Genomic DNA, 14298 nt, shown 5'->3' with positions numbered 1-14298 from the left:
GTCAATAATTTTTTTGTATAATAATCCATGAGAAATACCTCCTTGTTTAATTGTGGTGATTTAATCATACAGGTATTTCTCTTTTTTTGTCCACTTTTATATACAAAATCGTGTTGGTGGATTATTCCCACCAACACGATTTATTATAGAGCCTAATTAAAACAGATAATCATTTTTATGCCAATATCTTTAAACGATATATTTTAAGCATAGATTATCATTCTCAGTAATTCCATCTTCTTTCTACACTAGTATGATTCAAAAATATCTCATCTTCTTATGTAATAATTACCGAGAAACATCTTTTGTTTATCTTTGTTATTTAATCAGGTAAGTATTTCTTTTTTATCACTTTATTATCAAAAAATGTATCCTCACCTTTTTCAGAAAATGGATTGCCCACATCTTGCATTAATAGTAAGATTAAGCAAAATTTAATAAAGTCCACTTTTTCTTTTTCTTCTCCAAATAGAAACACTTCATCATCGACTTTATAAAAATCTTTCAATATAGTAAATACAGTAGAAGACATAAGGTACTTATAATGCGAAGCTTTTCTATTTTTTCCAAATGCGAAATCACTTTCGTATTCACTGGAATTTCTTCTACTGAAATTTCTGAATGTTTTGAAGTTGATGAATAAAAATCGCATAATTTATCTAATAATTCTGTTTTCGTTTTTATCCCCTTATCAATCCTGAATCTATAAGCTCTATTCCCAATTTGTTTATATAATAGCTTGTAAAATTCATATTTACCTCCCTTATAAATACCCTATATCTAAATTAGAAAATATGCATTTCGAATACCCATCTTTATTTAAAAACTTTTTTCTTCAATCCCACAACTACTCCAATAATCACTAACGATACTTCTACAACCACTTCAACAAATGGACGTGAGCCTCGAACTGCAGATGTTTTTGGTAATGTACCTTTAGATGTAACAGTGCTTTTTTCATCAGGTTTACTTATGTTTTTGGATTTAGCTGGTTCTGTAGATTTAATCGTATATTTACCTTTTCTCTCTTTCGTCATTTTTTCAGCTTCTGATTGAGAAAGAGTTGGTTTTTCAGCTTTTAAGTTTTCATTTACTACAGCGTTTACACCTTTTTCAGTCACGTTAGCTTTTAATTTTTCTTCTGCTAAAGCAGGTTCTCCAACTGAATGATTACGTTTAGGTTCTTCAGCTTCTGATTGAGAAAGAGTTGGTTTTTCAGCTTTTAAGTTTTCGTTCACTACAGCGTTTACGCCGTTTTCAGTCACATTAGCTTTTAATTTTTCTTCTGCTAAAGCAGGTTCTCCAACTGAATGATTACGTTTAGGCTCTTCAGCTTCTGATTGAGAAAGAGTTGGTTTTTCAGCTTTTAAGTTTTCGTTCACTACAGCGTTTACGCCGTTTTCAGTCACATTAGCTTTTAATTTTTCTTCTGCTAAAGCAGGTTCTCCAACTGAATGATTACGTTTAGGCTCTTCAGCTTTTGCTAAACTTGCCTTAAATTCTGTTGACATAGCAATGATGTGATTCGCGTATCCTTCTAATCGGGCTTTAATCTCAGCTTCGACATCACCGCGATGAAGTGGGAAGTCGATATCACCTGAAACCATATATTTAGTAGTACTTGGCAATGCCGGCATTGCAGTAGCATGAGCAACTCCGTATTTACCAACTAGCGTACCATAATATTCTTGAACTTTTTTAGCAAATGCTTCTGCTTCTTCAAATGAATCGAAAATACCGTCAGTTTCGTATTTCACTTTTGAAAAAGTGCCTTTATATTCGTACGTTGTTCCTGCAGCATAAGTTTGAGTTGCAGTTGCTAATGGTGTTAAGATTGCTGATGCAGCAAATGCTACAGATAAAATTTTACTTGTTTTTGTCATTTTAAAATGACCTCCTTATGTTTTCGATATTTTTTGTCCATAAAAGTAGACTTTTTTGGATTATGCTTCTACCTTTAAAATATTCAAAAAATTAAGATAAAAACCTTGTTTTCTTATTATTCTCCGAATATTTATGAACATATTTAATATATCATCAATGTCCAAAAAAGTCTACTCTTTTGGACAAATTTTGTTAGATTTTATCCAATTATGAAATGTACTTTTAGGTACTTCTAGCAATATAACACCCTTGTTATTTGTCCTGAATAGTATAAATTTAAATATTCATCAAATTGCTTCCTTAAAACATTATATTTTGTATTATCATATTTTAAGACAAGAAAAAAAGAGAACAGTCATTCTCTTTAAATAATATTCATCAATAGCTATCAAATTAAGGTTCAAATCAAAAGGATTTGTATCCATTTTTTTACCTTGTATTTTATATTATAAATTTAAAAAACTACTAAAATTAACCTTTTATATGGATAAAAATGTAGGAAGTTACCTCTTTCTATTTTATAGTAAAAGAGCAAGCCAAATTTGGCTTGCTCTTTTACATTATGATTCTTTTGCATTTTTTGCTTCTTGTGGTACTTCTATTTTATTTACATTGTTGATACCTTTAAGATCAGCGTGTATCGTGATTTTAACGGATATTTTTTGTGCAGTAGTATCTTCTGTCACCATAGAAAGTATCATATCCATTTTTTCGATATAGAACGATTTTTTATCCACTTCATAAGTTACTTCTCCACTTTCAAATGTCGCACCAGCTTGTTTAAAATTCTCTATCGCTTCTGCTGATGTTGGTATACTATTGATTAAGTTATCAAAGTCTTCTTTATCTTTTAGTTGAAGGGTTAAAACATAATTATCCATCGTTTCTTTTACTTCAAACTTCTCTTTTATACCCGCCGGAATTGTATTGGTTCTTTGAGCACTTTTTTTCATTTCTTCAAACTCATCCATAGTGCCTTCTTTTTTAACCCACGTTCCAGAAACATTCGTGTATAGCGTATTATCTACATAATAAACTTGACCATTTATGATTTGATTGACTCCACCCATATCTAGTTTCATAGCAGGTGGGTTTTCAATAACATCTAAATTTAAATGTGTTTTGATAGTCGGCAAAGTCATTTCACTTTGTTTTATATCAATAGACATATCCATTCCCATTGACATACTTTTTATTTCTTTAGCCGCTGCTTCTTGTTTTTCAATCACTTCAACTGCTGTCATAGGTTTTGGTGGTTGCTGATTACAAGCACCCAATAACATAAGTGTACCTACAAGCATTATCCTTTTTTTCATGGTAAACCTCCATTTATGTTTTACATGAGTATCATACGCTTATTTTTCATATAATTCAATTATATACTTCTTTTAGACTCTTCAATTCATTCTTTTATACCACTAAATTGTAGACTCTTTCCAATGAATAACACAGTCTAAAACTTGTTGCTTTTCTTCTTGATATTTACCTTCTATTTGATCAATTAAAATTTTTGTTGCTTGCTGACCTTCCTCAAAAGCTGGCTGAACAATCGTCGTTACACGTGGAGATGATAAATCTGTCCATTCCGTATTATCAAATCCAATCAGTCCGATTCGAGATGTATCATAATCTAACTCTTTCATCACAGTAAATACGAGCGGTAAAGCCCAACAATTCGGTACAAATACAAGTGTACGTTTCTCTCTTGTAAAAATTTCTTTTAAAAATTCACGAATGTTTTCTAAAACCGTTTGCTTATCTTCAATAATCAGTATATCATGTCCAATATTGACATCGTTTAACGCATCAATAAATCCTGTTGCACGTTCAATACGTGTGCTAATACGACTAGTATCGGCAGTAATAATCACAAAATTTTCGTAACCTTTCGTTACACAAGTTTGAATCGCATCATAAACAGCATCATAATTATTTGTCTTTACCCAACTTGTTCTATGCTCATATAATTGACTATCAAAGAATACCATTTTTTTCTTTTTCTCTTCAATAATACGTGAATATTTTCTAAACGTAGAAGTCGGTTGAATAATAAATCCATCCACACCTAATAAGAGCATGCTTTCTATATAGCTATCTTCATTTTCTTGATTATAATCACTATTGCCGATGATGACTTGATATCCATTTTGACTTGCAATATCCTCAATACCTTTTACTATTTGATTTGAAAAACTATTTGTAATATCACCAATCAATACGCCAATCAACTTCGTCGTTTTTGAATTTAAACTCCGTGCCACAATACTGGGTTTATAATTCGTTTCTTGAATAACTTGCTCAATTTTCCCCCTAGTTTCTTGTGACATTTTCTCATATTTACCATTTAAATAGAAAGAGACTGTTGTTTTTGACGTTTGTGCCATTTCTGCAATATCTTTAATGGTAAGTTTTTTCATCAAAACATTTCCTCCTCTAAAAACACTTCATATTATAACATATTTATCCTATAAAAATAGCTAAATAGCGTGATTTTAATGAGAAAAATGTTACGTATAATGCCATATTCACGACTTTTTACTCCTTATTATTTCAGACGATGTAATTTATTTGTTTTTTTATCATAAATACTACACTTTCCTTTTACTTTCACATCATCAACAACGATTAATTTTTCTCCCTTATAAATTTCTTCAACAACTAAAATAAGAAGAAGATGCTTATTGTTGTCTTTTATTTCAAATGCAAGTCCGTTTTCTAATAAAGTACCGTCACTTTGATAAACGTCTTTTTTCCTAATAGATACAGTATCTTTAGCAAATAAAGTATAATCAATTATCTGATTTGTAAATGGTTGGTGCTTCACTAATTTTTTCGTATCCACAATAGTATTATATTGTTTAGATATAATCGCAGGTTCTACTGTAAAAGGTACCTTACTCATAATATTTAATGTATTCACAGTGTTATGTTGAAAAACAGCTGTATCATCTAAAATAAACTGTGTGCTCAATCCATGCTCCCCTTCACAAATCACCTCATCAATCACAAACCACGCACTATTACCTATAGCAACAATATGTCGCTTATGTACACATAAATGATGATGACGATGAGAAAGATATGCTCCCTCTATGTAATGATACGCCTCTTCATGACGATAATCGCAATACAAAGTTTGAGGATAGTCATCATATTCCCAAGAACCTACAACATTATCTGGAGATATACCATCAACTAAACAAGTTGAGTGACTATATGCACTTTTTAAGTCATATCGTCTTTCCTCTTCTTTATATGTGTATCGACCAGAATCAACAAAAATTGGACAATTATCTACATATAAACAAAAACTATTTTGATCACTATGAGAATGTGCACTTCCTATTGGACCATTTTTAAAGAAAAGATAACTATCTTGTTCTTTAATACAAACATGTCCCGAGTTTTTATAAAAAGCAGACTCTCTTGTATTTTCTACATTGTTTTCTTTTAATATTTTAAACAAGTCAATTCCTTTTTTACCAAATAACATTACACCATATATTTCTAAATGTGCATGATTATCTAATAATTGCGAATCTTCTAACAGAATAGCACTAGCATGTAATAAATCTGCTGTATCATGCTCATCGCTATCCCCAAAAGCTACTGTTTTCCCACTTGATGTCGTCATCATACGAATATAATGAGCCATTTTAGATAATATAGCAGCAATACTCTCTTTCATTTCTGGAACTAAAACAACTAACTCAAATATCGCTTTATATACTTCCACATGATATAAAATAGACTGCTCAAATTGTGTACCATCTTCTAAAACTTGTGTGCATAATTGTTTTTCTAACTCTTTTATTGCAAATAAATACGCATCATCAATCTCTAGCTTATCTGCTAAAAAATGATAACAAGCAATAATAGCAGTCGTTTGTAAAACACCCCAGTTACTTAATGTATACTTTTCACGATAGTATGTCATTAAAAAGTCAATTTGTTTTTGTAGCGATTGACACAAAATCGTTAATTCACGCTCATCTAATAGTTCCCACTCTATTAAAAACAAAATAATTTTTAACCAAGAAAAACAACGAATACCCGTATCAAGTGTTCTCGTTGTTACACTGTTTGGGAAGAAGTCGGTCACATGATTTATCCAGTGGAAAATATACCATTTTAATTTCTCAATATAAAGAGGATTTTCCTCAACTAAATATCCAACAAGAAAATCTAATAAATACTCGTGTCGATTTAACATATACGCCCATTCTGGATCATCGTGATATACAGTCGTCCAATCCATATTTATTAGCTGATGCTCAACTAGACAAGGTTCCATATCCCACGTTCTATCAAAAATAAAACGATTATCTAATAATCTATCTATTCTTCTTTTAACTTGCTTATATTCATCTGCACAAACTGTTTGAATATATGTTCGACAATACTCTTTATCAAATGTTGCAAAATATTTTTTTATTTCTACTTCCATGACTTCTCCTATAACAAAAATAGAAACTGAATAGTTATTCAGTTTCATTTTTACACTAGACAATTTATCGTGTTAGTCACATGACTAACACGATAAACCGACATTTTTATGATAAAATATGTAACCAGCTTCCGATAATACCGATAATAACTGTTAAAATAACAAGTTTATAAGTTGTCCATTTTTTCTTTTTGATTAAATAGTAAACTAAAACCGTAAATAGAGCTGGTAATAATGCTGGTGCCACTTTATCCAACATACCTTGAATACTTACAATACTTTGATTTGCTTGTTTATTCACTTCACCAGCAGCAAATGTTATTGGTACCATAATTTTAACAGACGTTGCAACTAATCCAGAAATAACTGTTACACCAATGATATTAGCAATTTTTGAAATAGTTCCCATTTGTTCACTTAATTTATCAATAATTTTTGTTCCTAATTTATAACCATATAAACCAGTTGATAATTTAATTGTTGTTAAAATAAGGTTCATTGCGACGAAGAAAACAATTGGTCCAAGAATCAATCCATCTGTTGCAAAAGATGCAGCAATTGTTGAAAATAGAGGAGCTAAACAGAATTGAGATAAAGAATCTCCAATACCTGCTAAAGGCCCCATTAGCGCCATTTTAATATTACGTGTTTCTTCAACTGGTCTATTTTTTTCTAACATAACTAAATGTAAACTTGTTACAAATGGTAAGAAATGAGGGTTAGTATTATAAAATTCACAGTTTTCTTCAAGAGCTTTGTATAAACCGTCTTGATCGTCACCATAATATTTTTTCAAAGCAGGATATAAAACATTCGCATAACCTAAACCTTGATAATTGCTGTAATTAAATCCGTTTTGACAGTAAAATGCTCTTAAAGATGTTTTTACATAATCTTTTTTCTCTAATTTATTATATCCAGTCATCTTTTTCTTCCTCCTTCACAACCACTTTTTCTGGGCGATGATAAAATTCAATTAAAGCGAAAATTGTTCCGACGATTGCAATACCGATTGTTGGAATTTTTAAGTATGCAGCACATACATATCCTAATAAAACAAATGGAATCAATTCTTTTTTAGCCATAACTGATAAAATCATTGCAAACCCAATAGCAGGAAGCATTTTACCTGCAACTGTTAATCCTGATAATAAAACAGGTGGAATATAATCAACTAAATGTAACAATGTATCCATTGATAATGCACCAACGCAACCTAATGAGAAACCGATAAGAGCAAATAACCAAACCGTTGCATTGATTGTCCATCTAAATGCTTTAATATTACGATTTTTTAAATGTTTCATTGCTGTTTCTGGTGCACCCGCACGAATTGTATAAGCGAAAGTTTGTAAAAATTGAATTGCCACAGCGATTGGTGTTGATAAAGCAAGCGCTGCTTCTGGTGTTACTTTACCGGCACTTGTAATGGCCATCAATGTACCAAATACACCAGGACCGATTGGATTAGGTGGTACTGTACCTCCGGCACCGACACCAAATCCCATATATGCTAATTCACCAATAGCCCCCATTGCAAGAGCAGTTGGAACATCTCCTAAAATAATACCTACACCAAATGATAAAATAATACATCTATTTGTATAGATTCCAAGAAGCATCCCACTAAAACAAAATGCTGTCCATAAACCGATTAAAACGGCTTGAAATATACTGATTGTCATAAGACTTCCCTTCCTTTGCTTCTTAAATATAGTTTAAAATATCTACAACGGCTGCTCCGTCATTTCCACTAGGTGTTGTTTGCGTATTAAATTTGACATGATATTTTTGACTTAATTCTTTAATCGCTTCTTTGTCTTTTGCACCTAAGAAAATAGAACGTGTTACTTGCTCTTTTCCGTTTGCATTATGAATATTTCCGATATTCGCTTCTGTAATTGGTACACCTCCTTGTACTAAAGTAAGTAAATCTTCCAAACTTTTTACAACAATAAAAATTGTTTGGGCAGGATTTGCTTTGTGTATTACATCAATCACTTTTTGAAGTGAGAAAAAACGCATTGCTACAGATTCCGGAATAACCGTTTTCATCAATGTTTGTTGTATTTTATCTTCACTTGTTTCATCATTTGCTACAATCACTGTATTACATCCTAGTGATTTTACCCATAATTGACCTTGTCCATGAATTAAACGTTCATCTACTCTAGTCATTACAATATTTGGTGCCATATTCTTTTCCTCCTACCAATAGACATCCCAGTCTTTATAAAAACGCATCAGTGCTTCTAAATAATAGTAATCTCCCCAAATGTTTCCTTCATCAACACCTTTTCCAGAATGCCAAGAATAAACACCATGAAGCAATGTTGCTCCTCCAGAAGAAATGTCTTTATTTGCATAATTCTCAATTAACGAACGTAACATCGCATGCATTGCATATTTGTAATATTGTTTATCACTATCTACTTCAGGTAAATACTTCAACATTTCATGTATACCACAAACACTAATTGCTGTTGCTGAAGAATCTCTTGCATGTCCGCTACCATCTGAAAAAATCAAGTCCCAATAAGATACAAAATCTTGCGGCAAACGATTTAAGAAGTAGTTTGTAACGCTCTTAAATGTATCGAAACATTGCTCATCTTTTAAGAAACGATACGTTAACGGAATGCCGTAAACTCCCCAAGACTGACCTCTCGCCCAACAAGAATCATCACTATATCCTTGTCGTGTAACACCTTTTAATGGTGTATGCGTTTCTGGATCAAAATAAAATGTATGGAATGATGAGGCATCATCTCTAATAACATGATTAACAGAAGTATAAAAATGATTTTTTGCAATATCGTAATAACGTTCATTCCCTGTTTCTTCATAAGCAAAAAATAGTAGTTGAATATTTAATAAACAGTCAATAATTAAACGATAATGCTCTTTTTTACCAAGTTCACCCCACGCTTGTATAAAGCCGTCTTTTTCTTGATAACGTTCAATCAGTTTATCAGCTGCTTTTAATGATGCTTCTTTTGCTTGTAAATCTCCGGTTAATTTATATTCACTCATACACGACGGTGTATATAGGAAACCTAAATCATGATGGTCTAATTCAATCTGTTGATTAACACGATTTAAAAACGATAGCATATTTTTATGTGCAACATCATAAAACACATTATTTTTATTATATTCATAAGCCAACCATAATTGGCCTGTCCAAAAACCATTTGTCCATTCTGTATTATCCATAATAGGATAGCAATTATCTTTTGTAGCAGGTGTTGGAAAATCTTCCTTGAAATATTCTATGTTTATAAGTAGCTGTTCTACAACATGGTCTATTGCTTTTTTTATTTCTTCTTTTGTTAAAAGATCTACACTTAAAAATCTACTAGGATTTTGAAGTGGTTCCAGTGTCATTTTTTTTATCATTACCATTTCCTCTTTTAGATCCCGTCTTCAATTTCTGTATCATCTGATGTATTAAATAATGTTTTCGCATCGACAATACCGGTGTGTGCTGCTAAAAGAACTTTAGAAACAATCTCATCAAAAGTACCCTCTGTACGTGCAAAAACAGCTTCCATAATCATCGCTAAATTCAATCCTGTTAAAACATTTATTGTTTTTTCTGGATATTCACACATTATTTGTGAAGCGACATTAAATGGTGTTCCTCCTAATAAATCACAAAGAACTAAAATATCATCTGCCCCTTCAATCGCATTTTTTAATGCTACTTTGACATCTTCACTGGACATACCTTCTACAAAATCAATGGTTGCAACGTTTTCTTGTACCCCTGCAATCAAATGTAATGAACTTAAAATACCAGTTGCATAGTGTCCATGCCCTGTCATTATAATTTTTACCATTGGATCTCCTTTCTGTTTTTAGTTTACCGGTTTACTTATATAGGTTATTTTAGTGGATTGATTTACTATTGTCAATACTTTTTAATAAAAAAAGTTAGCGATTACATTTTTTATAACAAAATTATTCTTTCAATATCACACCCATTTCATATAAAAACTAAATAAAATAATTAAAAAATCTTTTATATACAACTCCATTACATGATAAATGCTCTATCACATTGACAAAACCGGTTTACCTATCTATAATAAACTTACCATAAAAAATTGATGAAAGGAAGATAATGATATGACTTGTAATACATTTTCTATACAACAATTTTCATTAGAAGGAAAAATCGCTCTTATTACAGGAGCTTCGTACGGTATTGGATTCGCCATTGCAAAAGCCTACGCACAAGCAGGAGCAACCATTGTGTTTAACGATATTACGCAAGAACTTGTGGACAAAGGTACTGCTGCTTATAAAGAAGAAGGCATTACTGCACATGGATATGTTTGTGATGTAACAGATGAAGACGGAGTATCTCACATGATACAAAAAATTGAACAAGAAGTGGGCATTATTGATATTTTGGTAAATAACGCCGGTATTATCAGACGTATACCAATGTGTGATATGAGCGCTGAAGAATTTCGTAAAGTAATTGACATTGACTTAAACGCACCATTTATTTTGGCTAAAAATGTTATCCCTTCTATGATTAAAAAAGGACATGGAAAAATTATTAACATTTGCTCAATGATGAGTGAGTTAGGTCGTGAAACAGTTAGTGCTTATGCTGCTGCAAAAGGTGGTTTAAAAATGTTAACAAAAAATATTGCATCTGAGTATGGTCATGCAAATATTCAATGTAATGGTATCGGACCTGGTTACATTGCCACTCCACAAACAGCACCATTAAGAGAACGCCAAGCTGATGGTTCTCGTCATCCATTTGATCAATTTATTATCGCTAAAACACCTGCTGCACGTTGGGGGGAAACACAAGATTTAATGGGACCTGCTGTTTTTCTAGCTAGTGATGCAAGTAATTTTGTCAATGGTCACATTTTATACGTTGACGGTGGGATTTTAGCCTATATCGGAAAACAGCCAGAATAAAATACGAAAGGAAAGAAAACATGAAAGTAGCTTTAATTAATGAAAATAGTCAAGCAAGTAAAAACAGCATTATTTACGATGCGTTAAAAGAAACAACAACAAAACACGGATATGAGCTTTATAATTATGGTATGTACGGAAAAGAAGGAGAAAGTCAATTAACATACGTTCAAAACGGTCTATTAGCAGCTATTTTATTAAATAGTAAAGCAGCAGATTTCGTTGTAACAGGTTGCGGAACAGGTGTAGGTGCTATGTTAGCTTTAAACAGTTTCCCTGGTGTTGTGTGTGGATTTGCTTCTGAACCAACAGACGCATATTTATTCTCACAAATCAATGGAGGAAACGCTCTGTCTATTCCTTATGCAAAAGGCTTTGGTTGGGGAGCTGAATTAAATCTTAAATTGATATTTGAACGTTTATTCGCAGAAACATCAGGCGGTGGTTATCCTAAAGAACGTGCTATTCCTGAACAACGCAATGCACGTATTTTAAATGAATTAAAAGAAATCACACATACTGACTTATTAACTATTCTAAAAACAATCGATCAAGAATTTTTAAAAGAAACAATTTCTGGAGAAAAATTCCAAGAATATTTCTTTGCAAATTGCCAAGATAAAGCAATTGCTGATTATTTAAAAACAATTCTTGAAAAATAAAGAGGTCTTTTCTATGACAAAAGTTCTATTTTTTGGTGAACCTCTCATTCGAATTACACCAATAGATTATCAAAGTGTATCAAATGGTACTCTTTCTACTTTATATTATGGTGGCTCAGAAATTAACGTGGCATGCAATCTACAATATCTAGGTCTTCCTACTAAAGTATTAACTGCACTTCCTAAACATGATTTAGGAAATCGATTTTTAGATTTTTTGAAAACACGTTCCATTGACACAAGTGCCATTTGTCATATTGGCGATCGCATCGGTACATATTACACAGAAACAGGATTTGGTTGCAGACAAACCGAAGTCTTTTATGATCGTAAACATACAAGTATTTGCGACATCAAACCAGATATACTGGATATAGACACTCTTCTTCAAGATGTGTCCCACTTCCATTTTAGTGGTATTACCATTGCTCTTGGCGAAAACGTTCGAACAACGCTTTTATTCATTTTAAAAGAAGCAAAAAAAAGAGGTATTACCATATCTATTGATTTAAATTTACGTACAAAACTTATTAGTATATTAGACGCTAAAAAAATATTCTCTACTTTTGCAAAATACGCCGACTATTGTTTTGGTATTGAACCACTAATGATGAATGAAAAAGATTTAACAATGTTCGATAGAGAAAATGCTAGTATCGCACAGTTACAAGATCGTATGCAACAATTAAAAGAGATTTACCAGTTCAAAACAATTTTTCATACACAACGTTCCACTGACGAAAACGGACAACATATCTACAAAGCCTACGCATTGGGCGATACATTTGTAGAATCTACACCGATGAAAACAACTATTTTAGACCGTATCGGAAGCGGAGATGCTTTTGTTTCAGGTGCTATTTATAAACTTGTGACGGAATCTAATCTAGTAGATACTTTAAATTTTGGTGCCGCCAGTGCAAGTTTAAAATGTACCATTTATGGAGATAACATGACTAAATCCGTTTCAGATATTGAAAAAATTTTAGTAACACACAAAGATATTATACGTTAGGGGAAACATTATGAGTAAATCTGATACAGTTATTCAATTAAAACAACAAAAACTTGTTGCTGTTATTCGTGGAGAAAACTCAGCTGAAGGTATAAATGCTTCTAATGCATGCATTAAAGGTGGTATTAAAGCCATTGAAGTGGCTTATACAAACCCTGAAGCAAGTGATATTATCAAAGTATTAAATCAAACATACAAACATGACACGGACGTTATCATTGGTGCAGGTACAGTATTAGATGCAACCACTGCACGATTAGCCATTTTATCCGGTGCTCGTTACATCGTATCCCCATCATTTCATCAAGAAACAGCTTTAATGTGTCATTTATATAATGTTTTATATATTCCTGGATGCTTTACACTAACAGAAATTACAACAGCACTTGAAAGCGGTTGTGAAATCATTAAATTATTCCCTGGAAATGCCATTTCACCATCCTATGTTTCCGCCATTAAAGCTCCAATTCCACAAGTATCAATTATGGTTACTGGTGGTGTTAATTTGCAAAACGCTACTGATTGGCTGAACGCAGGTGTAGATGCTATTGGCATAGGTGGAGAATTTAATAAACTAGCTGCAAAACAAGATTTTGAAGCAATCACAACATTAGCACAAGATTATCGTCATCTTGTATAATATAACAATATAAATCTATAAAAAAGAAAGTCACACAACTTTTCACAGTGAAAAGTTGTGTGACTTTTTTACTTGCAACGATTTAATGCCATAACTTAACAAAAAATCGTTTTACATCCATACATCATTATCTACTTGTATGTCTTTTTTCTTCATCTTCGACACATGAGGACTACCAGCAACATAAAAACACAGAAATTTATCACGCCATTCATCTTGACAAGTGATGCCGATTCTCGCACGTGCTTGAATACGTTTTGGTGTAGCACCATATTTTACGGTTAAAGAATATTTGTCGAGTAATTTCCCATTAAAATCTCTCGTAATGTGTGCATATCTTGTCAGTTTTCCTGGACCATTAGCAATAATCCCCTCTGATACTTCAATAGCACGAATGAGAACAGCTTCTGCAATATTTTCTTTTTTTGTCACTAGGTTTAGCATATCGTATTGATGTATATGATACACATACCAATGTCCATAAGCTAAATACATTGCTTCATTTTTGGGTGTACGTCTACCATTAAAACTATGACACGCACTGTCTATGGTGCCTAAATAGGCTTCTGTTTCAACGATTCTTCCAAGTTTTCTACCATTTAAAAACAAATCCATACCTAATAAGGCTTTAGCTGTTTTAATTGTATCTGTTTTCATAAGATGAGAAAAATATGTGTCAAACATGAAAAATTTCCTTTACCAT

15 protein-coding genes are annotated in these 14298 nt (G+C 32.2%); 4 read left to right on the top strand and 11 right to left on the bottom strand.

Features of this window, described 5'->3' with window-relative positions:
• Positions 1–322 precede the first annotated feature (322 nt).
• From GMA06_RS05815 to GMA06_RS05770, 10 genes are all read right to left on the bottom strand, one after another.
• A complete protein-coding gene (locus tag GMA06_RS05815; RefSeq protein ID WP_163562004.1) occupies positions 323–652 on the bottom strand; it encodes a hypothetical protein in 330 nt (109 codons plus the stop codon).
• 163 nt (positions 653–815) lie between these two features.
• Complete coding sequence (locus GMA06_RS05810; protein WP_163562003.1) at positions 816–1883, bottom strand: hypothetical protein; 1068 nt, start codon at positions 1881–1883, stop codon at positions 816–818.
• A 561-nt stretch (positions 1884–2444) separates the two neighbouring features.
• The gene (locus tag GMA06_RS05805) at positions 2445–3200 is read right to left on the bottom strand and encodes a DUF6612 family protein (protein ID WP_163562002.1); all 756 of its coding nucleotides are present in this window, start codon (positions 3198–3200) and stop codon (positions 2445–2447) included.
• A gap of 102 nt (positions 3201–3302) precedes the next feature.
• On the bottom strand, positions 3303–4304 hold the full coding sequence (locus GMA06_RS05800) for a LacI family DNA-binding transcriptional regulator (RefSeq protein ID WP_163562001.1): 1002 nt from the start codon (positions 4302–4304) through the stop codon (positions 3303–3305).
• 125 nt (positions 4305–4429) lie between these two features.
• The gene (locus GMA06_RS05795) at positions 4430–6331 is read right to left on the bottom strand and encodes an alginate lyase family protein (protein ID WP_163562000.1); all 1902 of its coding nucleotides are present in this window, start codon (positions 6329–6331) and stop codon (positions 4430–4432) included.
• Positions 6332–6437: 106 nt separating this feature from the next.
• Complete coding sequence (locus GMA06_RS05790; RefSeq protein WP_163546514.1) at positions 6438–7256, bottom strand: PTS system mannose/fructose/sorbose family transporter subunit IID; 819 nt, start codon at positions 7254–7256, stop codon at positions 6438–6440.
• On the bottom strand, positions 7243–8016 hold the full coding sequence (locus GMA06_RS05785; RefSeq protein ID WP_163561999.1) for a PTS mannose/fructose/sorbose/N-acetylgalactosamine transporter subunit IIC: 774 nt from the start codon (positions 8014–8016) through the stop codon (positions 7243–7245). Before GMA06_RS05785 ends, GMA06_RS05790 begins: the two co-directional genes overlap by 14 nt.
• A gap of 22 nt (positions 8017–8038) precedes the next feature.
• Entirely contained in the window at positions 8039–8527 is a 489-nt protein-coding gene (locus tag GMA06_RS05780) for a PTS sugar transporter subunit IIB (RefSeq protein WP_163546512.1), read from the bottom strand.
• Positions 8528–8539: 12 nt separating this feature from the next.
• Positions 8540–9730 (bottom strand): glycoside hydrolase family 88 protein, encoded by a 1191-nt coding sequence (locus GMA06_RS05775; RefSeq protein ID WP_163561998.1) that lies wholly within the window; start codon positions 9728–9730, stop codon positions 8540–8542.
• Positions 9731–9744: 14 nt separating this feature from the next.
• Positions 9745–10173, bottom strand: coding sequence for a PTS sugar transporter subunit IIA (locus tag GMA06_RS05770; protein WP_163561997.1), 429 nt, complete (start codon positions 10171–10173; stop codon positions 9745–9747).
• Positions 10174–10462: 289 nt separating this feature from the next.
• Here GMA06_RS05770 and GMA06_RS05765 point away from each other — a divergent pair, with 289 nt between their 5' ends.
• From GMA06_RS05765 to GMA06_RS05750, 4 genes are read left to right on the top strand one after another with little or no spacing between them, the layout of a single operon-like run.
• A complete protein-coding gene (locus GMA06_RS05765; RefSeq protein WP_163561996.1) occupies positions 10463–11278 on the top strand; it encodes a gluconate 5-dehydrogenase in 816 nt (271 codons plus the stop codon).
• A 20-nt stretch (positions 11279–11298) separates the two neighbouring features.
• On the top strand, positions 11299–11940 hold the full coding sequence (locus GMA06_RS05760; RefSeq protein WP_163561995.1) for an RpiB/LacA/LacB family sugar-phosphate isomerase: 642 nt from the start codon (positions 11299–11301) through the stop codon (positions 11938–11940).
• A gap of 13 nt (positions 11941–11953) precedes the next feature.
• Positions 11954–12955 (top strand): sugar kinase, encoded by a 1002-nt coding sequence (locus GMA06_RS05755; RefSeq protein WP_163561994.1) that lies wholly within the window; start codon positions 11954–11956, stop codon positions 12953–12955.
• Between the two features lie 10 nt (positions 12956–12965).
• Positions 12966–13595, top strand: coding sequence for a bifunctional 4-hydroxy-2-oxoglutarate aldolase/2-dehydro-3-deoxy-phosphogluconate aldolase (locus tag GMA06_RS05750; RefSeq protein ID WP_163561993.1), 630 nt, complete (start codon positions 12966–12968; stop codon positions 13593–13595).
• Between the two features lie 111 nt (positions 13596–13706).
• On the opposite strand, the gene GMA06_RS05745 is transcribed toward GMA06_RS05750, so the two are convergent.
• Positions 13707–14279 (bottom strand): DNA-3-methyladenine glycosylase, encoded by a 573-nt coding sequence (locus GMA06_RS05745; RefSeq protein ID WP_240328847.1) that lies wholly within the window; start codon positions 14277–14279, stop codon positions 13707–13709.
• Positions 14280–14298 lie beyond the last annotated feature (19 nt).

The organism is Granulicatella sp. zg-84, assembly GCF_010892375.1.
In the GTDB taxonomy this organism is placed as follows: domain Bacteria; phylum Bacillota; class Bacilli; order Lactobacillales; family Aerococcaceae; genus WM01.
Note: the sequence above shows the minus strand (reverse complement) of the source record. Positions and strands in the feature narration are given on the sequence as shown.